The following is a 23135-nucleotide window of genomic DNA, read 5'->3' on the forward strand; positions in this document are numbered from 1 at the left end:
GCGACTTAACACGCTCTATGCCACACACTGTTTTAGAGCCTGCCGCAAAGGTTCCAGGCTGTCATTCAGACGTGCAAAAGCCTGCTCCTGACGGGCAGCCAGTGCATGGGCCTGTTCTACCGTCACCACTTCAAAACTCAGATTCTGACCGGGCAAGCGCTGGGCAACTTGAGCCAGATCCACGCTGGCGACTTGTCCGATACGCGGATAACCGCCGGTGGTTTGCCGGTCCGCCATCAACACAATGGGCTGACCATCGTTGGGGACCTGGATTGTTCCAAAGCAGGTGGGGGCGGACAGTAGTTCTTTTGGCGACTTGCGCTGCAAGGGCTGGCCTTCCAGGCGATAGCCCATGCGTTCTGAAGCCGGGCTGATGCGGTAGTTTTGGCTTTGGAACAGTTCCAGTGATTCCTCGGTAAACAAATCAGCTTGATCCAGAATGACGCGCAGGCGTTCACGTGGAGCCAGGGCCAGGGCGGCGGGCATGTAAATGCGCAGCTCATCCAGCTCGGCTTGCAGACGGTTCAAGGTCGTTTCGTCATTGGGTAGTGGTCGAGCCAATGCGATCTGGTCGCCTTTCTTCAAGGCGCGGCCTTCAAAGCCGCCCAAACCGACTCGCATATGCGTGCTTTGACTGCCCAGCAAGGATTCGACCTGAAAGCCGCCGTAAACAGACAGGTAGCTACGGGCACCTTGGCCGGGTTTGGCGGACTGCATCGTCAGGGTTTGTCCGGCACGAGCCAGAGTAGGGCGCAGGACCGCCACGGGCTGGCCGTCCAGGCTGGCGTTCATGTCCGCACCTGTCAGGACAAACAGGGCGGGTTCTGCAAAGCGCAGGCTGGGGCCTTGCACCGTGATTTCCAGGCTGGCCAGATCCTGCTCTGCGGCATTGCCTGCCAGCAAATGGGCCAGTCGGTGGGCACGTTCGTCCATGGCACCGCTGGGCGAAACCCCCAGGTGCTGGTGTCCATAACGGCCTCGGTCTTGCAGGCTGCTCATCATGCCTGGTTTGAGGATATGCACCGTCATGCGGGTGTCCAGTGATCAAACTGCTCGTGAGGCAGAGGCACAAAGCGCACTTGGTCGCCGGGGGCGAGCAGGGCGGCGGGCGAGCGCCGGGCATCAAACAAATTAACTGGCGAGCGGCCAATCAGATGCCAACCGCCGGGGGATTCGTTGGGGTAAATAATGGTTTGCTGGTTCGCAATGGCGACCGAGCCTTTGGGCAGCACGGTGCGTGGTGTGGCGCGGCGCGGCACATTCAGTTGCTCGGGCAAGATGCCCATATAGGGAGCGCCGGGGGCAAAGCCCACCATGAATACCAGTTGCACCTGGCTGCTGTGCAGTTCGATGACTTGTTCCTGGCTTAGCCCCAATTGCTCGGCAATGGCAGGCAGGTCCGGACCGAAGAGGCCGCCGTAGCACACGGGAACATCTACCAGTGCGCCGGGAGCGGCCTGGTCCTGGCTGGCATCCAGCTCGGCCAGGGCTTGGTGAACATAGTCGTGCAAACGAGCAAGCTGGTCGCTGCTGCCATCCGGGTAAAAGTGGATGGCGACTGCGGTAAAGCTGGGGACCAGATCACGGACACAGGCGGGGGCGTGGTCGCGCAGCAAGCGGGCGGCGCGAGTACAGCGCAAACCGGTGTCCAGAGAAAGCGGGCCGCTGAACTGCACTAGCAGACAGCGGTCGCCTTGCTCGTTAAGTTGCCAGGATTTGTGCATCTTTATTTGGCGAAAAGCGAATCCAGGCTATTGAAGGCCTTGAACTCCAAGGCGTTGCCCGAAGGGTCCATGAAGAACATGGTGGCCTGTTCGCCGGGCTCGCCCTTGAAACGGATATAAGGTTCGATAACGAATTTGGTGCCAGCGGCAACCAGCTTGTCAGCCAGGGTCTGCCAGGTGGGCATGTCCAGCACGACGCCAAAGTGGCGCACGGGCACATTATGGGCATCCACCGCGCTGGTGGCGTTGCTGCCACACTCTGAAGGGGCCAGATGAGCCACGATCTGGTGGCCGTAGAAATTGAAGTCAATCCACTGATCCGAGGATCGGCCTTCGGGACAGCCCAGTGTCTGTCCGTAGAACTGGCGTGCAACGGCCAGATCATGGACCGGAAAAGCCAGGTGGAAAGGGCGCAGCTCTTTGGTATGGGACATGCTTGGCTCCTGTGCGGCATAAGGCCGCCAACGTGGTCTTCAGAGCCGTTTATTGTAGGGCCAATATGGCCCCACATGTTCTAGCTGTCCTGGAGTCGAACCCGGCTCTTGGGGAAACGCAACATAAACACGCTGCCCACACCCAGACGGCTCTGGATTTGCAGGTCGGCGTTATGTCGCACGATGATGTGTTTGGTGATGGCCAAGCCCAGACCCGTACCGCCGGTGGAGCGGGAACGGCCCTTGTCTACGCGGTAAAAGCGTTCGGTCAGGCGGGGAATATCCTGGGCGGCAATACCGATGCCCGTGTCTTGCACCGAATAACAGGCCTCGCCATTGTCATTCAGATACCAGCGCACGGTGATGGTGCCATCCTTGGGGGTATAGCGCACCGCGTTGGTAATCAGGTTGGAGACAGCCGAGCTCAGTTCGGTTTCCATGCCCTGAATGGCAATGCGAGGGTCCAGATCTGTGACAAAGCTATGCTGGCCGCCAGAAATAGCCTCGCCTTGTTTCAGCGCGCTTTCAATCAACTGGCTGACCTGTACTGTCTCCCCTTCCACTGTGGGTGAGGATTCCAGCGTGGATAAGGTCAGCAAGTCGGACACAATCGACTGCATGTGGCGGGTCTGCTCCAGCATCATCTGCTCGTAGCGTTGACGCTGTTCCAAAGGCAAGCTTTCGGGCGGCATGTCCTGCAGAGTTTCCAGAAAACCCAGCAAGACGGTAAGTGGTGTGCGCAGTTCATGGGAGACATTGGCCACAAAGTCCTTGCGGGTGGTCTCCAGCATTTCCACCTGGGTGACATCACGCGTCACGATCAGGAACTGGCCCAGGCCATAAGGGGTTAATTGCAGCAGCAAGGAGCGCTCACGTCCGTCTTTGCTCAGATGCAGCAGCAAAGGTCCATCCCATTGAGGCTGACGGGCGTAACGAGAAAACTCGGGTTCGCGCAGGATATTGAAGATGCTGTGATGGCGGTCCGTGGCCAGATTCAGGCCTATGTGCTCACAGGCGGTCTGGTTGCACCATTGCAGTTCCATCTCCCCATTCAGGGTAATGGCACCGTCGGGCAGGGCCTCGGCGGCCATCATGATGCCGTCTACGTAACGATTCAGATCCTGAATTTCCTGGCGATCACGGCGCAGTTGGCGGTAGATGGGAGCCAGAATGGCATCCCAGGGGCCAACCGCGGGGGGCGGAGGATCATTCAGGTTGCGGGTCCAGCGTTCAACGCGGGAAAGCTGCAGGGTGCTGATGACAACCAGCAATAGCAGGCCACCACAAAACAAGGCCAGACCGGTGAATGGCCCTAGCCACCAGCCGATCAAGCTGCCCAACAGGGCCCAGATAACAATAGACGTAAATATGCTGAACATGGGATCAGGCGGTCGGCGCCTTTTCCAGTGGGGAAAGGGCAAAACGATAGCCCGAGCCACGAATCGTTTCAATATGTTTGTCGTGTCCGCTAGGCTCCAGCGCCTTGCGCAAGCGACGAATGTGCACGTCTACCGTACGTTCTTCCACAAATACGTGGTCGCCCCACACCTGGTCCAGCAACTGGGAGCGGGTGAATACGCGTTCGGTGTGTGTCATGAAGAAATGCAGCAGACGGAACTCGGTAGGCCCGATGGTCAGCGCCATGCCCTGGCTGGACAGACGGTGCGTGCTGGGGTCCAGCTGCAGGTTGCCAATGGAGATCACATCGTCAGTTAGCTGGGGAGCGCGGCGGCGCAACACGGCCTTGATGCGGGCAATCAGTTCTTTGGGCGAGAAAGGCTTGGTGATGTAATCGTCCGCACCGGCTTCCAGGCCATCGACCTTGTCCTGTTCCGAGCCTTTGGCGGTCAGCATGATGACCGGAATATGACGGGTACGTTCGTCCGAGCGCAGTTTGCGGGCCAGATTGATGCCCGAGGAGCCGGGCAGCATCCAATCCACCAGAATCAAATCAGGCAGTTCCGCGCGAATGAGGATCTGGGCTTGTTCGGCATCGAAGGCGCGCAGCACTTTATGGCCGGCAAAAGACAGATTGACAGAGATCAGTTCCTGGATCGCAGGCTCATCTTCCACGACTAATATGCTTGTACTCATTGTTAGCTTCAGACTGGTCCGATAAAAAATAATAGAGGGTCAGGCTGGCTGTCTGTATTGTGCTTGGGCGCGGGGCCTGCTGTTGCCATCAGGCGGCTCAAGGGCAATACGGCAGGCGCTTCAAATCCCTGACTGCACGTAATAGCGCCATCATATGGCGTTAATGTTTCAGGTTTGTGAACGTGTAAAAAAGGGGAGCACTCAGCGAGCAGGATTTTCGTTTCTGTACCGGGAAATCTGCGTTACGATTATGCACTATGGAAAAACAGCGTCCTCAAACCTCCTCCGCCCAGAACGCCGATACGCACTTCGGTTTTCAAACCGTGGCCGAAAACGAAAAAGCGGGCAAAGTAGCCCAAGTTTTTCATTCGGTGGCTAACAACTACGACATTATGAACGATCTGATGTCGGGCGGCCTGCACCGTATCTGGAAAGCCTTCACGATCGGTCGCGCAGCAGTGCGTCCCGGCATGAAAGTGCTGGATATTGCCGCGGGTACGGGTGATTTGACCAAGACTTTTGCGCGTCAGGCCGGTGCGGACGGCGAAGTCTGGCATACCGATATCAATAGCTCCATGCTGCGCGTGGGGCGTGATCGTTTGCAGGACAAGGGCATCATCACGCCCGTTGCGGTCTGTGATGCCGAGCACCTGCCATTTCCTGACGGCTATTTTGATCGCGTCTCGGTGGCCTTTGGTTTGCGCAACATGACGCACAAGGACCGTGCGCTGGCTGAGATGAAGCGGGTGTTGCGTCCGGGCGGCAAATTGCTGGTGCTGGAGTTTTCCCGCGTAGCCAAGCCTTTGCAGGCCCCGTATGACTGGTATTCCTTCAATATCCTGCCCCGTATTGGCAAGTTTGTTGCCAAGGACGAGGAAAGCTACCGCTATCTGGCTGAATCCATTCGCATGCACCCCGATCAGGAAACCCTGGCCGACATGATGCGCGAAGTGGGCCTGGAGCGCGTGCAGTATTTCAATCTGACAGCCGGCGTGGCCGCGCTGCATGAAGGCATCCGCCTGGATTGATGCCGGGCGTTCCCTCTCTATATACAGCGGCACCTTCAGGTGCCGTTCGTTTTTTGTCTGTAATGAACGGTAAAAAAAACATGGTGCATGAGAACTTGTCATGTTAATGTTCAGCTTATCGTAAGTTTTCTTGAATAATCGACTGGGATGGCATGGCCGGGGGCGTCAAAACCCTGTGTGTTAAACGCTTGTTCTGGTCAGGAGTTTGTGACTATGTCTGGACGGCTTTCTCGTTATTTCATGGCCGCTGTATTGGCTTTTAGCACCGGCGCCTTGCTGACCGTTTCTTATGATGCGGAAGCACGACGCATGGGTGGTGGCTCCAGTTTTGGCCGCCAATCCTCCAACATCACCAGCAACCGCTCGGCAGCGACGCCTCCTGCTGCAGCGAATAACGCGACTCGCTCGGCTACGCCTGCTGCGGGTGCCGCTGCTGCCGGTACGGCTGCGGCTGGTACCGCTGCCAAGTCGGGCATGTCCCGCTTCCTGGGCCCGATCGCCGGCATCGCTGCTGGTCTGGGTATTGCCGCCTTGCTGTCCAGCATGGGTCTGGGCGGTGCTTTCCTGGAAATGATGTCCAGCCTCTTGTTGATCGGTCTGGTGATCTTCGCCGTTCTGTTCATCGTGCGTCGTCTGCGTGGCTCGGCCGCTCGTCCTGCCATGCAACAGGCCGGTGGTCAGTCCATGATGCGCAATGCTGATCCTGCTCCCAGCCCATGGAAGCAGCCCCAAGCTGCGCCAGCCCCTATGCCTGCTGCCGCTCCAGCTGCCCAGCCTGCTGCTGCCGCCGCTGTTCCAGCGCCGCCAGTAGACGAAAGCTGGTTCATCCCCGGTGATTTCGACACGCCTACGTTCCTGGCCAATGCCAAGACCCAGTTCGTGGAAATCCAGAAGCTGTGGGACAAGGGCGACGTGGAACAACTGCGTACCTTCCTGACCGACGACCTGCTCAAGGAAGCCGCTCCTCAAATCGCTCAGCGCCAAGGCGAGAACGTGACTCAAGTGGTACTGCTCAATGCAGAGCTGCTGGGTATCGAAAAAGTAGCCGACGGCCACCTGGCCAGCGTGCGCTACTCCGGTATGCTGCGTGAAGAAGTGGGTGCAGAGGCTTTCCGCTTTGAGGAAGTCTGGAATCTGTTCAAGGCCGACGGCGCAGGCTGGCTGCTGGCTGGTATTCAGCAGATCCCGGTTGACCCCAACGCTTGATCTCTATCTATACAGACAGCCGCCTTCTTACCCAGGCGGCTGTTCTGTTATGAGCGCTCCCGTTTCGCTGTGATTCCATCTGCCCGTGTTCCTGTCGCCCTGTACATCCGGCCGTGTCTGTGTCGGGTTAAACTGGCTGTTTTAATTGGACTGGTTTACTCGCCCCGGCAGTAGACTTGCATGGACATGCTTGGTATCCCTTCATTCCTAGAACCTGGCGCCGTGGGCGTGCGTTTGCTCAATGCCTTGCTTGATCGCGAGGATTGGGCGCGTGAGCGTTTGCGCAGCCATGCAGGTAAAACCGTGTCGCTGATTGTGGGCCGTTTGCAACTGGTCTACACCATCAGCTCTCAAGGAAAGCTGGAGCAAGGCCATCCTGCCGTCGTGCCGGATGTCACGTTGACACTGCCTCAGGACAAGCTGCCTGAACTGCCACAAATCCTTCAAGACGGCGATTTCAGCCGTGTCGCCCAGTTAATGCATGTGCAAGGCGAGGCCGGGCTGGCCAATCTGGTGTCGGACCTGGCGGCCAATCTGCGCTGGGATGCCGAGCACGATCTGGCCAAAATCGTGGGTGATGTCATGGCCGTGCGCCTGTTCAGCGGGGCGCGCCGGGCCTTTTCCGGGTTGAGGGATCTGGGCCAGCGTCTGGCTGGTAATGCCAGCGAATACCTGACTGAAGAAAGCGCCTTGCTGGTTACCCGCCCCGAACTGGAACGGATGCGCGAGCAATCGGCTGGTTTGGTCCAACGCCTGGACGAACTGGACCAGCGTTTGAAACGTCTTGACGCGCGTCGGCGGGAGTCCTGAGCATGTTCTCCTTGTGTCGTCTGCTGACCATTTTGCTGGTTGTATTCCGTTATCGCCTGGACGAGCTGGTGCTATCGAGCATCCGCCACCCTTGGGCATCACGTATGTTGCGCATTGTGCGCCTGGGTCGCAAACCCAAGCTGCCACGTGGCGTACGTTTACGGCTGGCCCTGGAAAGTCTGGGGCCCATCTTCGTTAAATTCGGCCAGGTGCTCTCCACTCGCCGGGATTTGATCCCGCTGGATATTGCCGAGCAACTGGCGTTGCTGCAGGACCGCGTGCCGCCGTTCCCTTCGGAGGTGGCGGAAGCCACAATTCAGAAGGCCCTGGGTGCTTCGCCTTACGAACTGTTCCAGAAGTTTGATCGCGAACCCATCGCTTCGGCGTCGATTGCGCAGGTTCACTTTGCCGAGCTGCATAATGGCCGCGAAGTAGCCGTGAAGGTGTTGCGCCCTGGCATGCGCGAGGTCATCCATAAAGACTTGCGTCTGATGCGCGTGCTGGCTGCGTTCATGGAACGGCTGGGCCCGGATGCCCGTCGCCTGAAACCGCGCGAAGTGGTGGCCGAGTTCGACAAGTACCTGAACGACGAGCTGGACCTGATACGCGAAGCCTCCAACTGCAGTCAGCTACGCCGCAACTTCACCAAAGATGTAGAGCGTACCCAGCTTTTGATCGTGCCTGAAGTGCATTGGGACTATTGCGCCTCGACCGTGTTCACCATGGACCGCATGAAGGGCATCCCGGTCAACCAGATTGATCGCCTGCGCGCCGCCAATGTGGATTTGAAGGATCTGGCCCGCAAAGGGGTAGAAATTTTCTTCACCCAGGTGTTTACCGACGGTTTTTTCCATGCCGACATGCACCCCGGCAATATTTATGTCTCGGATGCACCGGAGAGCTTGGGCCGTTATATTGCCCTGGACTTTGGCATTGTGGGTTCGCTGTCCGAGTTCGACAAAAACTATCTGGCGCAAAACTTCCTGGCTTTTTTCCGGCGCGATTACCGCCGGGTGGCTCAATTGCACATCGAGTCCGGCTGGGTGCCACCTGAAACCCGTGAAGAGGAGCTGGAAGGCTCGGTACGCGCGGTATGTGAACCGTATTTTGATCGGCCCTTGTCCGAGATCTCGCTGGGGCAAGTGCTGTTGCGCCTGTTCCAGACCTCGCGCCGGTTCAATGTAGAAATTCAGCCGCAGCTGGTGCTGCTGCAGAAAACCCTTCTGAATGTGGAAGGGATGGGGCGGGATCTGGATCCGGAGCTGGATCTGTGGGATACCGCCAAACCTTATCTGGAAAAGTGGATGTACCAGCGTATTGGTCCATCGGGCTTTTATTCGCGTTTGAAACAGGAAGCAGGGCAGTGGGCCCAGATCATGCCGCAGCTTCCGCGTCTGGTGTATTCCGCTTTGAATAGGCCAGAGACAGGGCAGGCGTTGAACCAGGAACTCAAGCTGCTGCGCCAGTCGCAGCAGCAGACCAACCGATTATTGACTGCCTTATGTGCTGTATTGGCGGTTGCGGTCGGGGTGGCCATCTGGGCTTTGGTGGGGCGATAAGTGTGACGACCCCGCAACGCGTCAGTTTTTTTGTGGCTGACATATTTCTGATAACTGCAGGTTCTACGATAGACGCAGGTCCGCCAGCTGATTGCTAAGCTGGCGCTTTCCGGCGCCTTCCGGACGGTGAATGGCCGCCCTCAAGGAACCGCTTGATTCTTTTTAGGAATCGTTATGCTTTACCATGACTTATTTAAATCCATGGAAGCGGTGCGCTGGAATTTTGCGCATGACATACCGTGGGATGACTTTGATGGCAGCAAGCTCACAGACGAGCAAGCCTACACCATCAAAATGAACGCCATTACCGAGTGGGCAGCCTTGCCTGCTACCGAAATGTTCCTGCGTGACAATAAAGATGACAGCGATTTTTGCGCTTTTATGTCCGTGTGGTTCTTTGAAGAACAAAAGCACTCGCTGGTTCTGATCGAATACCTGCGCCGTTTCCGCCCCGAGCTGATGCCTACCGAAGAAGAACTGCACAAGGTGCGTTTTGACTTCGATCCGGCCCCGGCCATGGAAACGCTGATGCTGCACTTTTGCGGCGAAGTGCGCCTGAACCACTGGTACCGCCGTGCTGCCGACTGGCATACCGAGCCGGTGATCAAGGCCATCTACAAGATCGTGGCTCAGGACGAGGCTCGTCACGCCGGTGCTTACTTGCGCTACATGAAGCGTGCCCTGGTGCACAAGGGCCAGGAATTTGGCTTGCAAGCCCGTCTGGCTTTCTCCAAGATTGGCGTTCTGATGGCTTCGGCCCATCGCACCGCTCAGGCGCTGCATCCCACCAACTTGCACGTGAACAAAGCCATGTTCCCGGAAGATACCGTGCAGTCCAAGCTGCCATCGCCCGGTTGGTTGGAAAACTGGCTGGATACGCAGATTCGTTTCGACAAGGAATGGGAGCACAAGGTCAGCTCGCGCATCTTGCACAATATGTCGCTGCTGATGGGGAGCTCGTTCGAGACCGTGCAGGAATTGAACCGCTACCGCAAGGATCTGGCACGTCAGGTCGGCTCTGATTCGACGCTGGTGCAGGCTTGATATGAGCGCACGTTTCGAGGCCAAGGTGATGGGTCTGGACGCCTTGCGTGAAGCGGTGGAGCAGGGGCGCCTGGCGCGCCCGCTGGTCTTTACCAACGGTGTGTTTGATATCTTGCACCGTGGGCATGTCAGCTACCTGGACGAGGCTGCCCAATTGGGTGCCTCGCTGATTGTCGGTGTGAATACCGATGCCTCGGTGCGCCGTCTGAACAAGGGGCCGGAGCGCCCCATCAATCCCGAGCAGGATCGCGCCGCCTTGCTGGCTGCATTGGCCTGCGTGGATGCGGTGGTCCTGTTTGACGAGGACACGCCTGAAGCCTTGATCGCAGCACTGCGCCCGGACCTGATCGTCAAGGGCGGCGACTATGATATGGAAGCCTTGCCTGAAACGGCTTTAGTGCGTAGCTGGGGTGGCGATGCAGTCGCGATTCCCTTCGAGTTCCAGCGTTCCACGACAGCACTGGTCAAGAAGCTGCGCGACTAAAAGCACAGGACAAATTGATGTGTTGAATCCCGGCTTGGTCCGGGATTTTTTTGCTTCTAAGTCGTGAACTCGAGGTTCTGCTTTTAAAGGCCAGATTGCGGTGCCTAGTCTGTATTTTTTGCCAGCGCAGGCTTCAGGATGCCGGTTCAAGCAGATCGTTGACAGCACGCAGGTCGTTTTCGTTCAAGGTGCCGCTGGCTGCTTTCAGGCGCAGGCTGTTCATCAGAACTTCGTAACGCGCTTGGGCCAAGCTACGTTGCGCTTCGTACAACTGCTGCTGGGCATTGAGTACATCGATGTTTACACGTACACCGACCTCGTAAGCCAGTTTGTTGGCCTCCAGGGCATCCTGACTGGATTTGGTGGCTGCTTCCAGTGCCTGCACACGGACCAGGCCTGTGGTGACGCCAGAGAAGTACTGGCGCGTCTGCTGGATGGATTGCTGAATAGCGAACTGATGATCGTAGCGGGCCTGTTGCAGGCGCGAGCTTTGTTCGCGTACTTGCGAGCTGGTTTCACCACCACGGAAAATCGGGATGCTTAACTCCAGACCCAGAGCGCTGTTCAGCGAACGTGGGCCACCGCCCGCTTGGCCAAACAGAGTCTGGTCGCTACCGCTGCCGGTTTGGGCTTTCAGAGCCAGGGTGGGCTCGTGCAGGGCCTGGGTGCTTTTCAACTGCTCTTCGGCAGCACGGGCCTTGATATCAGCCAGTGCCACGGTCAAGCCGGATTGGCTGGACTGATCCAGCCAGTCTTGCAAATTCGCAGGTTGCGGGGCGGGAAGACGCAAAGGCTCGCGCAGGCGCGCCAGCGTGTCATAACGCTCCAGCGTCAGCGCAGCCAGCTTGTCCTGAGCCACTTGCAGGGCATTTTCAGCCTGCAAGACGCCAGCCCGGGTCAGGTCCAGGCGCGATTTGGCTTCGTAGGTATCGGTAATCGTGGTGCCACCCAGCTGAAAGTTCTGATCAGCAGCACGCAATTGCTCGTCAATGGCGGCTTGCTGGGCTTTCAGGGTAGACAGCGTATCTTGCGCAGCCAGCACATCAAAATAGCTTTGGCTGACGCGCAGCATCAAATCTTGCCGATCCAGCGTCAGTTGAATATCCGCACCCTGCGCCAGTAATTGGGCACGTTCGTAACGGGCCCAGGCATTACGGTTGTACACGGGTTGGCTCAGCGTCAAGGTCCAGGCAGCTCGGTCACTGGAATGCTGATTGGACAGCTTGCTGGTTTGACGACGCTCCTGCAGTTCGGCTGTGCCGATGGCGCTGATCTGTGGCAACAGTTGTGCCCGGCTTTGGGGTACTTGTTCCTGATCGGCTTGATGCGCAGCTTGCGCAGCGCCAAACTGCGGTTCATGTGCCAGGGCCTGGTTCCAGGCCTGCAGCAGATCTTGCGACTGGGCGGTGCTACTTAAGGCAAGCAGCGAAAGCAATGCCAGGCGCAAGGGAGTCATGAACCGCATATGTGCTTAAAAGCGGAATTGCGAAACGGCGGTGCCGCGCAAAGGTTTGATCCAGGTGTCGAACAGGGGCGTAGTCTCGAAGCTGGCCGCGCTGGTGCGAGTAATACGTACAGCCGTCATGACCGGGTTTTGACCGACCACGACAACCAGACGGCCGCCGATACAGAGCTGGTACTTCAAAGCATCAGGAATGGTGGGCACGGAGCCGGTGACCAGAATGGCGTCGTATTCGGTGGTGCCCCAGCCTGCGTGTGCGTCACCCACTTCAACCTTGACGTTGCGCACATTGTTGCGCTGCAGGTTTTCCTGGGCGAAAGCGGCCAGTTTGCTGTCAATTTCGATGGAGGTAACTTGTTGGGACAGGTGAGCCAGCAAAGCAGCCTGGTAGCCCGAGCCGGTACCAATTTCGAGCACACCGTCGCTAGGCTGCAGCAGCAGTTCTTGAGCCAGACGGGCTTCGACTTTGGGCGAGAGCATGGTCTCGTGCGTGTCCACGGCATTGATGATCAGTGGCAGCTCGGTGTCCGAAAAGGCCGAAGGGCGCAAGGACGAGGGAACAAAGCGTTCGCGCTGGACCTCGACCAATGCTTGCAGCACTTTTTCGTCGGATACGTTCCAGGGACGGATTTGTTGTTCCACCATGTAGTAACGGGCACGTTCGAGTTCAGACAGCGCAAAATGGTTCATAGCTTCCAGAAAACTAAAGGCTTGGCAAAGAGCCGATTATAAGCCAGCACATCGATAAAGATGCGCAGTGGGCTTAGCAGGACGGCACCATCGCATGGAGCAAGGTGCTGGCGTTGTTGACGGCAATGGGCAAGAAGGTATCAAAATCCATGTGCGCTTCACTGTTGGCATTGTCTGAAATACTGCGTATGCAGACAAAAGGTACCTTGTTCAGATAGCACACCTGGGCAATGGCGCCACTTTCCATTTCGCAGGCTAAAGCGTTGAAGGTGGCGCTTAACCACTGTATTTTATCGTTACATGCGATAAATTGGTCGCCGGTAACAATTCGGCCCGTATGGACCTGGTGGCCTTCGATCTGCTGGGCGGCGGTTTGAGCCACGGTCAGCAGGGCGGGGTCAGCGGGGAAATCGAAGGTATCCAGACGGAAAACCTGTCCCGGCGCCAGACCCAGGGCTTTCAGTTCCACATCGTGCTGGACCAGGGTATCGGCAATGACGATATCGCCCGGTCGGATGCTGGGTTCAACCGCACCCGCAATACCGATATTGATAATGCTGCCCACGGCAAATTCCGAGATCAGCATCTGGGTGCAGGCGGCGGCGTTGACCTTGCCCACGCCGCAAACTACGGCCACAACGGGCTTGCCCAGATAGCTGCCGCGATGAAAATCCATGCCGGCGCGCTGGATGGTCTGGGGCTCTTGCAAGCGCTCCAGCACAATCTCCAGCTCTTCGCGCATGGCGACAATAATTCCAAGTGTAGACATAAGACAGGGGCCTTCAAGCGGCCCGATCAAACGGCACGTATCAGGACGATGGCCACAGTTTATGGAAGTGATGCACCGGACCATGTCCGCTGCCCACTGTCAGTTCACCCGAACGGGCAATGGCTTCGTACAAGTACTTTTTGGCAGCCAGAGCAGCGTCAGGCACATTGCTGTATTGGGGCAGCAGGGCGGCCAGCGCAGCCGACAAGGTGCAGCCGGTGCCGTGCGTATTGGCAGTATCAATACGTTTGGCGGGCATTTCGATCATCTTGTCGCCATCGTGCAGCAGGTCTATGCAGTCCGAACCGGGCAGGTGACCGCCTTTCAGGAAGACCCAGCGTTGATCGCTGTGATTCATCAGGCGACGCAGACGCTCGGCAGCCTGACGCATTTCCTTGACGGTTTCTACCGGGCGGGCGTCCAGCAGGACACCGGCTTCGGGCAGATTGGGCGTGATCATGGTGCACTGGGGCACTAACTGTTCCCGCAGGGCATGGACGGCCGACTTTTCCAGCAGATGATCGCCGCTTTTGGCGATCATTACCGGGTCCAGCACCAGATGCCTGGGTTTGAAGTGAGCCATGCGCTCGGCCACCACGGTGGTGACGGCCTCCTGGCCCAACATGCCGATCTTGACACCATCAATGCGCACATCGGCAAACAGCGTATCAATCTGCTGGCGCACAAAGTCGGCAGGAACCGGGCTGATACCGGTTACCCCTTGAGTATTTTGTGCCGTCAAAGCGGCAATCACAGCGGTGGCATAAGCACCCAGGGCGCTCATGGCTTTGACATCAGCCAGAATACCGGCGCCGCCGGAGGGGTCAACCCCGGCAATGGTCAGCGTGTTGGGAATCATGTCTCAATCAGGTACGGGAGTGAATCAGCCCTTCGGTGGGGGAGCTGGGGTCGGCATCGTAGTATTTGCGGGGCACACGGCCAGCCAGATAAGCCTGACGACCGGCTTGTACAGCCAGGTTCATGGCGCTGGCCATCATCACAGGCTGGCGGGCACCGGCAATCGCGGTGTTCATCAGGACACCATCACAGCCCAGTTCCATGGCAATAGCCGCATCCGAGGCTGTACCGACACCGGCATCGACCAGCACAGGCACCTTGCTCTGATCGATGATCAGGCGCAGGTTCCAGGGGTTGATGATGCCCATGCCCGAACCGATCAGGGAGGCCAAGGGCATGATGGCCACACAGCCAATCTCTTCCAGCATACGGGCCTGGATAGGATCGTCGGCGCAATACACCATCACATCAAAGCCTTCATCCACCAGGGTTTTGGCGGCTTTCAAGGTTTCGGGCATATTGGGGAACAGATTGCCGGAGTCGCCCAGCACTTCCAGTTTGACCAGTTTGTGGCCGTCCAGCAGTTCGCGGGCCAGACGCAAGGTACGCACGGCGTCCTCGGCGGTATAGCAACCCGCGGTGTTGGGCAGCAGGGTGTATTTGGAGGGGGGCAGGTAATCGAGCAGATTGGGCTCGTTGGCGTTCTGGCCGATATTGGTGCGGCGAATGGCCACCGTCACAATTTCAGCGCCGCTGGCTTCAATAGCCTGACGAGTTTCATCAAAATCTTTGTATTTACCGGTGCCTACCAATAGCCGGGATTGGTAGCTGGTTCCGGCCAGGATAAAGGGATCGTTGTTCACTGTTTGGGTCATGGTGGTGCTTTGTTGCGCATCCGTCTTTGTTGACGGATAAAGAATTGGTTTTTTGCTGGGCAAACACTGCAAGAATAATCCATTTGGCCGGTGCCCGCAGGAAAACCCGTATGCCGGCTTGCTGGTGTGCGGTAGGGATTTGGCTCGGGCAGGGGGCTGGCCACGGATGCGAGCCTGATTGGCCTGTGGCTGTGGCAAATATATACCTTGGCATATTCGCCTTATGTTTAAGGCCATGCGCAAGGCCCCAATGCAGGCTGGCCCTGCCAGAGTTGCGATGCGAAAATTCTGTTGTTCCTCAAGAACGGGATTTTTCTTGAGGGATCCGTAGATTTCATCCGTTCTTTCTGTTTTATCGCTCGGACACAAGCCCCAGGTGCTGATGTACCTGGGGCTTGAGTTCGATTGGCATTGTTTGATTGTTAAAGGAGCACGTTCTTGGGCCCTGACCCTGAATCTGAAAGACGCACATTTGCGTTGCGCCCCGCGTTTCATGTCCGCATGAAACCCCATTGCGAATTGAGCACTGGCTCCAGGTTCCTCACGGTCTAAGACGTGTGGGGCGCTTCTGTGGCCGTGTGCCCAGGAGAATCTCATGCTGTTTTCCCGCCCTCACGATAGCTTGCAGCGCGCTTTGCGTATGGCTGTCGCCACTTACCGCCCTGTCGCCGTGTGCGACTTGCTGGCCTCGCACGGCACCCTGGCTTTTGCCCAGGCCTTGCCCGAGCTTTCGGCTCGTGTCCGCGCCGATGTTCTGGCCATGCTTCCCGAGTTTGATCGCAGTCAGGTCTACAACGCCATGCATACCGGCGTGCGAGTTGGGCATTTGGGTCGCCGCCGCACTCATGGCCCGTCGCCCAGCCTGTTCACCCTGTTCCCGCACCGCTACGGCACGCAGGACTGGCTGCGTGAGTATCGCCAGCCCCAGCGCTCTTGAGCACTGGACCCTACCCCTTTTCTGTTCAACCTGTCACAGCAGACCAGCCCATGCGGGGTTCGCACCGTCATGGACGGCTGCTGTGGCTTTCATCAACCCAAAAGAGTGCTATGCCGCAAACCATTCCCTCTTCCTTGAGCAGCAAACCGTATCAGGACAACTCGCTGACCGCCCAGGTCTGGACCCGCTCGGCGCGTCGCCCCAGTGTTGCACCGCTCAAGGGTCGCAAGCGTTGGTCGCGCTACGAGCGTCTGTCCTTTTCCATGCTGCTGTCTTCGTGGGGCATTTTGATTGTGGTGGTGAGCTGGCTGTTTTTCAGCAACTCGCACCTGGAAACCCGGACCAGTTCTACCTCCGGCTCGCATTCCAGCTTTTACATGGGTACCACGACGCCGTCGCCCGATGCGTCCAGCACCCAAGAGACCCGTTCTGATGGAGATCAACAATGACGGACCAAGGTAAAACGCCGCCGCTCTTTGGCAACGACGGCCAGCCCAATAACTGGATGCGCATCAGCATCCATGCCACCGAGCAGATCAGTGGCCTTCGTAAAAAGCTGGGCGTGGAAATTCCACAGACCTTGCAGAACAGTCCCACACAGGAAGGCCCCTTCAGCTTTGTGCCTGTGACGTTTCTGAACGTGGACAAGGGTCAGAAGAAAGCCAGCCGTGTGGTGTTCATCCTGAGCCGCGAAGCCTTGGTGTCCATTGAACCTGATCCCAGCCCCAAGCCACTGGCCCAGGCCCTGCAGCGCTTGCAGCGTGATGGTCGCGAGAACGACGCCTTTGAAAGCTTTGCGGTGATTTTGCAATCCATTAACGATGCCACCGATGAACTGTTGGACTCCCTGAGCCACGATCTGGGCAAGGTGCTGACTCAGACCAACGCCGTGCTCAACAGCCTGGAAACCAAGGACCGGGACTTTGGCGTCAGTGATGTGGTCTCCACCCAGATGGATTTGAGCGAAGTAGAAGAACTCTTGTCCGACTGCCTGGAAAGCCAATTGCAGCTGGCCATGGCTGCTCGTCATGCCCTGGCGCGTTTACCCGCAGATCAGGAAAAACTGAAGCCTGTTTTTCATACCCTGATCGACGACATCGAGGCCGTGGAAAAGCAGGTGAACTTTGTGCACGATCGCGTCCGCCTTTTGCAGACCACCAACAATATGGCGCTGAACGTGAAGCAGAACCAGATTGTGAAAGTGTTCTCGGTGGTGACCGCCGTGTTCCTGCCCGCCATGCTGATTTCAACCTACTACAGCATGAACTTTGCCTATATGCCGATTCTGCAATGGGAGCACGCCGAGATAGTGGGGATTATTTCCACCGCCTTGTTCTCCATGTTGCCGCTGATCTATGTGAAACACCGGGGCTGGCTGCGCTAGAGCGCGCTGCCTTTGATACTTAAATGAATGGGAAGAATTTCGTATGTTGAACACACTGAAAAGCAGTACCGAGGTGGCAACGGCAGGCTCGGATAAATTACGCGGACTGGTTTGGAATGAAGACTTGAGCCTGCAGTCGGACTCCAACGCGGCCGTCCAGCAGCGCCGTCAGGCCATTGACCGGGCGCGTGCCAACCGCCCACGCACCGCACATATCGAGCGCGAAATCATGATTGCGGTGGTGGTGCTGTACATCCTGATTCTGGGCAGTTTTGCCGGTCTGCATTTGTATGGCCACTACATGGTTTCCCCGGAAGCGGAACAGGTACAAAGTGAGGACTAAGCCATGACTGAAAAAAAACAGGGGGGCGCGGTGGTGTCCAGCCTGAGCGACAAGCGCGGGCAAAAAACGGCATGGTTGCAACTGTCGGCCAGCCGGCACGATGAACTGGCCGAGGCGCAAGCCAAACTGGGCCTGGACCTGAGCGTCAAACGGGGCCGTGCTGCCGCGGAAGAAGCGGGCTTTATTCTGATTCCCGTGGAGATGGTGATACGTCAGGGCCAGCAGTACCGCGAAACCAGCCTGCTGTTCGCCTTGAGCAAGGACCGCCTGATCAGCGTGGAGCAGGACGTGCGGGTTGATACTTTGGAGCGAGTCAGCCAGCAGTTGAACGCCAGGGCAGAGGCCGGACAAGCTGCGCCCAGCCCCGCGTCAATTCTGTTCATGATCCTGCAGGCTCTGAACGACCAGGCTCGTGCCACGATTTCCGATATTGCCGGGCGTCTGGACGAGCGCAGCGATACGGTGGCGGCAGCCAGTGGCGGCTTTGATACCTCCGGCCGTCAGGCCGGGGTAGCGGATATTGCCAGTACCGCTATCGGTCTGGGTGAGGCCGAGGAACTGGTCGCCAAAACCGTGGAAGGGCAATTGATGCTGGCTCGCGCAGGCCGTTGGCTGCGTCGTACGCCCGGTGGCGAAAGCGCAGAGAACCTGTCCATGTTGCTCTCGGATATTCAAAGCTTGCGTCGCTATGCCCGCTTTCAGCACGACAAGATCCGCAACTTGCAGCAGTCCTTGATGACCACGCTGGATTTGAAGCAGAACCAGGTGATCAAGGTCTTTACAGTGGTTACTGCGGTGTTCTTGCCGCCTACGCTGATCGCGGCGTTTTACGGCCAGAACTTTGCCAATATGCCCGAGCTGGAAATTATCGGTGGCGAGTGGCTGGTCATGGGCATGACCGCCGTATTTGCCTTGGCTCCCTTGGCCTATGTAAAGCGTAAAGGGTGGATGCGATGACGGCCCGTTTCAAGGATATGGCTTCCTGGCGGCGCTTGCAGGCCCCTGACCGTCAGGCGCTGGAAGATCTGGGCAAGTTGTATCGCGTGGATTTGCTGCCACAAGCCCAGGCCAGCCTGGGGATGGCCACGCGCATACGCTGTGTGCGAGTGAGTGACGAACAGATGCAGGTGTCTGACCTGATCTGGTGTTTGGGGCAGGACGATCAGCCTTTGTATACCGTGGAAACTGGCCATCGTCTGCTGCGTCCCGGCCAGGCTCTGGAGCGCTTGAGTGCCCAGGAAATGTCCTTGGCCAGCTCCCATGCCTTGGCTTTGACTTTGCTGTATCAATTGCTGGCGCAGACCTCGCAAGTGCTGGACCGTATTGATCAGGGCCTGAGTGTCTCGACCCTGTCCTTGCGCGGCTTTCTGTCCAATGTCGGCACGGACTATTCGCGCGGTGCCGAGGACATGATTGATCTGGACAGCCATATGGCAACCCTGCACAAACCGCTGTCTCATGTGATGCATTCCATTGACGATCTGGAGCAGGCCGCACAACGCTTGCGCCGCTGGGTGTATCAGGAAAAAAGCCTGGAGTTGAGCCGAGTGGACGAGCTGATTGCCGCCATTGAAGGCATGCAGCGCCGTGCGCATTTCGCCATTGAACGCCAGCGTTTTCATTGGCGTGCCGCCGGAGAGTCCGTGGCCATGAGCGACCTGAACGTGACCAAGGTCTTTACGGTGCTGTGGGCCTTGCTGGTGCCCGGTACAGCCTTGATCAACTGGTACGGTCAGAACTTCCATGTCATGCCCGAGTTATCTTGGGAGGGCACCATGTGGGTGCAGTTGGTGACCGTGTTGGTGTTGACGGCGGTACCGATCTGGACAATCAAGAAATCGGGCGCGTTGCGTTAAGGGGGAGTGCTGTGTGCTGGCCCGGTTAGGCGCTAACTCCTACCCGAATCAATTCGCGATTTTTGTCTTTCCACTGCGACGGTAAACACATCCTTAGCTTTTCAGAGCGGGGTGGCCGTCCCTGCACCAATGTGTAGAGGTATCCATGAATGCAAGCCGGTTTTTCCATCCCGATCACAGCGCCGTCGTACACCAGAGCCCGGTGCGTCTGGTACGCCGTGCCCACTGTGCGCTGAGCTACTACGCCACCCGCAGCGTGCCACAAGTGTTGCAAGCCTTGAATACCCAGCGCCATGGCCTGGCCTTTGATGAAGTGTTGCGCCGTCTGATACAGAACGGCCCCAATCAAGTACGGGTACTGCGTTCCAGCCCCGCTGATCTGACCCAAGTGGTCCAGACCATGAAAAAACAAACCTGTCAGGTGCGCCGCGATTTGACCATGTACGATCTGGCACGGGATCACCAGTCCCGCGTGCCGGCTCGTATGCTCGTGACTGGCGATATCGTGCTGTTGTCTGCCGGTGATTACGTGCCGGCGGATCTGCGCTTGATCCATCAGGATCACCTGATTCTGAACCGCGCCATTTTGCAGGCCGCACCCGATACTTGCGCCATGGGCGACCGGGTTGTGGCCGGGACCGCACAAGGTGTGGTGGTGGCGACGGGTAATCAAACCTTGTTAGGAGTTCTGATGCGTGAACCTGTTCCTGTGGCCTGCGGCTGGCGTCGTGTGCTGGAGTGCAGTCCTTTTCAATTGAGCAAAGCCGCTTCTTTGGCAGCTGGCGTGGCCCTGTTTGGTCTTGCAGGAGCGCTGATGATGCCCAGCCACAGCCATGCTGAAACCTCGGTGCAGCTCTATGGCACTTTGGATGCCGGTTTGGGTTGGACTCGCGTGAGCGGTGAAGGCTCGCAGCGCGACGTGTTAAGCGGTGGGCAGACGGACTCGCTGTGGGGGATTCGCGGCCATGAGGATCTGGGCGATGGGCTGCGTGCCACCTTCAATCTGGAAAGCGGTATTGATCTGGCTACAGGCCGGGCCGAGGATTCCGAGCGTCTGTTCAACTATCAGGCCTGGCTGGGTCTGGGCAGTGATAACTGGGGCGAGCTGCGTTTTGGACGCCAGTACACCGTGGGCCAGGAATTTGTCTCTGCCATTGAAGTAGGTTCCTGGAAAGACTTTGGTATGGGCGCTTTGATGCGTGCTTCGGACAACTACCAGATCTCCAATCAGTTCAGCTGGCGCAGCCCGGAATGGGCGGGTATGCAGTTAGGCGCCAGCTATAGCGCGGATGTGGGCGAGCAGGGCCTGGGAGGGTCTCGCAGCAAACTCTATAGCCTCGCTTTGCGCTACGAGGACGGCCCCTGGCTGTTGGGGGCCAGTTACGAGAGCTTGAGTCGTGTCGAGTCCCATCGTCCTACGGCCTGGCAATTGGGTGCGAGCTATGATTTTGAGGTAGCCCGTCTTGCAGCTGGCTGGAGCCGTCAGAGCAATGGCTTTGTGGGCCTGAATGGTGATGATGGTCCTGCCCATCTGCAAGACAAGGGCTTGGAAGGCTTGGGCCCGGCGGAGTTCATCAACGGTGGCCGACTGGACACCTGGTATGTGGGTACGGCGATTCCTGTAGGCAAGGGCGAGTTCCAGCTGCAATGGTCTTTGGGCCGTCCGAACTGGACCTGGGAGGATACCGATGAGCGCGCACGTCGCATTCAGGTGATGTCTGTGGGCTACGTGCATGCTTTGTCGCCCCGAACCAGCGTCTATGCCTTTGCGGCTCAAGGACGTCGCTTTGATATGGAAACGGCAGCCAGTGCCAGCGAACCGCGTAGCAGCCGTGTGGCTTTGGGTGTGACGCATCACTTCTAATGAAATGGCCGGTTTCCTGCACCTGAGTCCGTGTTCTCACTGGCCCTGGCGCAGGAAGGTCGGGCAGGGCTGAGTGCTTGTGGGGACGGCTCAGGAGACATATCCCTAAGTATAAATTTGATGTCTGCAAGGCGATGGAAAGTGTGCCAATGCCTGGCGGACAAGCCCACACTCAGATGCGAAAATACTGTTGGTGCAAAAACCGTTGCACCTTCTTTTTTAACTACTCACGTTTAAAAGTAAATGGACCCTGATCCTTCTTTATGGCTTTGTTCCTGTAAAGGACAAGCCTCCTTAATGACCAGTCAATTGGACACTGGACCACAAAGCGGGCCCCTCTGATGAGGTGAGCACTCTTTCTGGACCCCTGTGTCCGAAGAAGAATGCTATGTTCCGCCTCAACCTGTTCCGTTCCGCCCCACACAACAACGCTCTGCAAGATGCTCTGCGCCTGGCCGCATCCCGCCAGCGTCAAGGCTACCTGCTGGAGTTGCTGCAAACCCACGGCGCTCGCGAGTTTGCTTACGCACTCAACGACCTGTCCGGTCGCACCATCGAAAATGCACTGTCCACACTGCCCACCGTGGAGCGCAGCCAAGTCCTCAAGCATCTGTCCCGTCGTGCCAAAGCCCGTCTGAACGATGTAGAAGGCTTTCGCTACCAGCCCACTCATGCCGTGATGACACTGCCTTCTTTTGTGATGTAAGGGCAGGCCGATAGCGGTGTGAGCTGAATGGCCTGACAGAGCTGGGTATACCGCTGGATTTTCTGTCGCATGAGTTCTCGCACAGGCACGGTTTGCATACCGTGCCTGTTTGGAGTCAGGCTTGGCGAGTGTTTCTGGAGTTGGAGTTTTTCAGAATGGTTGTCCTTGTAATGTGGAAAGATCCACATCGTATTCAATGGATACAATACCGGCCGGAATTATGTTATTCCGGAAGCTGGATGGAGTAATACTGGGAAAGTTTTCATCTATTTCATAGATGATCGACTCTAACTGCCGGTATGTTTCTGTTCGAGCAGCCCCGCCGGCATGAAGTCCGATACGGCTTAGTAACGCTTCCAGTTCTTCTTCAACCAGTCCATGGTCGATGAGACGAAGTACTACAGAGTTGATGGAGTCGCCTGCCGTAGAAGGTTCGAACCGATGGTGAATGAGATAAAGAGGGTTGTGTCTGGATCGATTCAATTGAAATTGTCCTGCGATATGTACTACTGAGCCATAGCGACTTAGTGTTGATTTCACCTCGTATGATCTACCAGTAGCTTCAATATCTACAGATCCCTTTAGAGGTCCAATCCATTTTGCATTGATGCCTTGTGAAAGAAGCCGCTCCAGAGTAAGTAGTTCGCCGAGAGTACTGTAGGTTTGCTGGTCTCGATTGGTATTTCCTAGTAATTGTCGCCAACGGTCCCACCATGCCAATGGATCGGAGATCAAGTGTGCTCTTGTTTGCCTGCCTATACCCAGTTCAATAAATTGTGCGCAGAGAACTGCAAACTCGTTACGCAGTGCCTCTTGTCCTGAGTCAAGGCGAAGCAAGGTGCGAATGTGCCCTCCAATGTCCCGCTCTACGGCGTTTAGCCTGGCTCCGGCGAAGAACTCGAGAACATGGCGAGGGCTGTTTAAAGGAACGGCGACGCCAAAGCGTCCATCTTCCCGAAATACCCAAGCTTCTGAATCAGTCTGCTCGGATACGACAGGGAGCATTGCGCCTTCTCGTACATTTGCAAAAGCAGTTCGAATTTCTTGTACGACGTTCATTGATTCAAC

General features: G+C 57.3%; 25 protein-coding genes. 14 read left to right on the forward strand and 11 right to left on the reverse strand.

Translation table 11 applies throughout. From position 1 onward, the window contains the following. Positions 1–15: 15 nt before the first annotated feature. The 5 genes from ACFPDR_RS02115 to phoB all read right to left on the reverse strand — a co-directional run bounded on the left by ACFPDR_RS02115 (position 16) and on the right by phoB (position 4252). Positions 16–1029 carry a biotin-dependent carboxyltransferase family protein gene (locus ACFPDR_RS02115; RefSeq protein WP_254002299.1) on the reverse strand — a complete coding sequence of 338 codons (1014 nt, stop codon included), beginning with the start codon at positions 1027–1029 and terminating at the stop codon, positions 16–18. Next, on the reverse strand, positions 1026–1724 hold the full coding sequence (gene pxpB / locus ACFPDR_RS02120; RefSeq protein ID WP_083054717.1) for a 5-oxoprolinase subunit PxpB: 699 nt from the start codon (positions 1722–1724) through the stop codon (positions 1026–1028). The genes ACFPDR_RS02115 and pxpB overlap by 4 nt, the downstream gene beginning before the upstream one ends. Before the next feature lie 2 nt (positions 1725–1726). Next, positions 1727–2158: a VOC family protein gene (locus tag ACFPDR_RS02125; protein ID WP_376910387.1), complete on the reverse strand. Its 432-nt coding sequence runs from the start codon at positions 2156–2158 to the stop codon at positions 1727–1729. 80 nt (positions 2159–2238) lie between these two features. Then, entirely contained in the window at positions 2239–3537 is a 1299-nt protein-coding gene (gene phoR / locus ACFPDR_RS02130; RefSeq protein WP_009458690.1) for a phosphate regulon sensor histidine kinase PhoR, read from the reverse strand. Positions 3538–3541: 4 nt separating this feature from the next. Further along, entirely contained in the window at positions 3542–4252 is a 711-nt protein-coding gene (phoB, locus tag ACFPDR_RS02135; RefSeq protein WP_035270329.1) for a phosphate regulon transcriptional regulator PhoB, read from the reverse strand. A 257-nt stretch (positions 4253–4509) separates the two neighbouring features. Here phoB and ubiE point away from each other — a divergent pair, with 257 nt between their 5' ends. The 6 genes from ubiE (at position 4510) to rfaE2 (ending at position 10383) form a co-directional block, all read left to right on the forward strand. Then, on the forward strand, positions 4510–5280 hold the full coding sequence (ubiE, locus tag ACFPDR_RS02140; RefSeq protein ID WP_221080075.1) for a bifunctional demethylmenaquinone methyltransferase/2-methoxy-6-polyprenyl-1,4-benzoquinol methylase UbiE: 771 nt from the start codon (positions 4510–4512) through the stop codon (positions 5278–5280). Positions 5281–5493: 213 nt separating this feature from the next. Next, entirely contained in the window at positions 5494–6486 is a 993-nt protein-coding gene (locus tag ACFPDR_RS02145) for a Tim44 domain-containing protein (protein WP_026484475.1), read from the forward strand. A 180-nt stretch (positions 6487–6666) separates the two neighbouring features. Further along, on the forward strand, positions 6667–7296 hold the full coding sequence (locus tag ACFPDR_RS02150; RefSeq protein ID WP_026484474.1) for a ubiquinone biosynthesis accessory factor UbiJ: 630 nt from the start codon (positions 6667–6669) through the stop codon (positions 7294–7296). 2 nt (positions 7297–7298) lie between these two features. Further along, positions 7299–8855, forward strand: a complete 1557-nt coding sequence (gene ubiB / locus ACFPDR_RS02155; protein WP_022983639.1) for a ubiquinone biosynthesis regulatory protein kinase UbiB — start codon at positions 7299–7301, stop codon at positions 8853–8855. 174 nt (positions 8856–9029) lie between these two features. Then, positions 9030–9899, forward strand: coding sequence for a ferritin (locus ACFPDR_RS02160; protein ID WP_026484472.1), 870 nt, complete (start codon positions 9030–9032; stop codon positions 9897–9899). Position 9900: 1 nt separating this feature from the next. After that, entirely contained in the window at positions 9901–10383 is a 483-nt protein-coding gene (gene rfaE2, locus ACFPDR_RS02165) for a D-glycero-beta-D-manno-heptose 1-phosphate adenylyltransferase (protein WP_009458698.1), read from the forward strand. 133 nt (positions 10384–10516) lie between these two features. Here rfaE2 and ACFPDR_RS02170 read toward each other — a convergent pair whose 3' ends face one another. The 5 genes from ACFPDR_RS02170 to ACFPDR_RS02190 all read right to left on the reverse strand — a co-directional run bounded on the left by ACFPDR_RS02170 (position 10517) and on the right by ACFPDR_RS02190 (position 14977). Then, positions 10517–11839 (reverse strand): TolC family outer membrane protein, encoded by a 1323-nt coding sequence (locus ACFPDR_RS02170; protein WP_088452020.1) that lies wholly within the window; start codon positions 11837–11839, stop codon positions 10517–10519. 15 nt (positions 11840–11854) lie between these two features. Next, positions 11855–12535, reverse strand: coding sequence for a protein-L-isoaspartate O-methyltransferase family protein (locus tag ACFPDR_RS02175; protein ID WP_035270341.1), 681 nt, complete (start codon positions 12533–12535; stop codon positions 11855–11857). A 73-nt stretch (positions 12536–12608) separates the two neighbouring features. Beyond that, positions 12609–13304, reverse strand: a complete 696-nt coding sequence (locus ACFPDR_RS02180; protein WP_035270343.1) for a 5'-methylthioadenosine/adenosylhomocysteine nucleosidase — start codon at positions 13302–13304, stop codon at positions 12609–12611. Positions 13305–13344: 40 nt separating this feature from the next. Next, entirely contained in the window at positions 13345–14163 is an 819-nt protein-coding gene (thiD, locus tag ACFPDR_RS02185; RefSeq protein WP_022983636.1) for a bifunctional hydroxymethylpyrimidine kinase/phosphomethylpyrimidine kinase, read from the reverse strand. Positions 14164–14170: 7 nt separating this feature from the next. Further along, positions 14171–14977 carry a thiazole synthase gene (locus ACFPDR_RS02190; RefSeq protein ID WP_060185327.1) on the reverse strand — a complete coding sequence of 269 codons (807 nt, stop codon included), beginning with the start codon at positions 14975–14977 and terminating at the stop codon, positions 14171–14173. Positions 14978–15572: 595 nt separating this feature from the next. Here ACFPDR_RS02190 and ACFPDR_RS02195 point away from each other — a divergent pair. The 8 genes from ACFPDR_RS02195 to ACFPDR_RS02230 all read left to right on the forward strand — a co-directional run bounded on the left by ACFPDR_RS02195 (position 15573) and on the right by ACFPDR_RS02230 (position 22067). Further along, positions 15573–15914: a hypothetical protein gene (locus tag ACFPDR_RS02195; RefSeq protein ID WP_009458705.1), complete on the forward strand. Its 342-nt coding sequence runs from the start codon at positions 15573–15575 to the stop codon at positions 15912–15914. A 110-nt stretch (positions 15915–16024) separates the two neighbouring features. Next, positions 16025–16363: a hypothetical protein gene (locus ACFPDR_RS02200; protein WP_376910393.1), complete on the forward strand. Its 339-nt coding sequence runs from the start codon at positions 16025–16027 to the stop codon at positions 16361–16363. Next, positions 16360–17298, forward strand: a complete 939-nt coding sequence (locus tag ACFPDR_RS02205; protein WP_009458707.1) for a CorA family divalent cation transporter — start codon at positions 16360–16362, stop codon at positions 17296–17298. Before ACFPDR_RS02200 ends, ACFPDR_RS02205 begins: the two co-directional genes overlap by 4 nt. A gap of 43 nt (positions 17299–17341) precedes the next feature. Next, entirely contained in the window at positions 17342–17641 is a 300-nt protein-coding gene (locus ACFPDR_RS02210) for a hypothetical protein (protein WP_009458709.1), read from the forward strand. A gap of 3 nt (positions 17642–17644) precedes the next feature. Continuing rightward, entirely contained in the window at positions 17645–18598 is a 954-nt protein-coding gene (locus ACFPDR_RS02215; RefSeq protein ID WP_115634437.1) for a CorA family divalent cation transporter, read from the forward strand. Then, positions 18595–19497: a CorA family divalent cation transporter gene (locus tag ACFPDR_RS02220; RefSeq protein ID WP_009458713.1), complete on the forward strand. Its 903-nt coding sequence runs from the start codon at positions 18595–18597 to the stop codon at positions 19495–19497. Before ACFPDR_RS02215 ends, ACFPDR_RS02220 begins: the two co-directional genes overlap by 4 nt. 145 nt (positions 19498–19642) lie before the next feature. Further along, positions 19643–21361 (forward strand): porin, encoded by a 1719-nt coding sequence (locus tag ACFPDR_RS02225; protein WP_203145426.1) that lies wholly within the window; start codon positions 19643–19645, stop codon positions 21359–21361. 388 nt (positions 21362–21749) lie between these two features. After that, a complete protein-coding gene (locus ACFPDR_RS02230) occupies positions 21750–22067 on the forward strand; it encodes a hypothetical protein (protein ID WP_376910399.1) in 318 nt (105 codons plus the stop codon). A gap of 150 nt (positions 22068–22217) precedes the next feature. On the opposite strand, the gene ACFPDR_RS02235 is transcribed toward ACFPDR_RS02230, so the two are convergent. Then, positions 22218–23126, reverse strand: coding sequence for a PD-(D/E)XK motif protein (locus tag ACFPDR_RS02235; RefSeq protein WP_239054696.1), 909 nt, complete (start codon positions 23124–23126; stop codon positions 22218–22220). Positions 23127–23135 lie beyond the last annotated feature (9 nt).

The sequence above is a fragment of the Alcaligenes sp. GCM10023179 genome (genome assembly GCF_042653705.1).
Taxonomy (GTDB): Bacteria; Pseudomonadota; Gammaproteobacteria; order Burkholderiales; family Burkholderiaceae_B; genus Alcaligenes; species Alcaligenes phenolicus.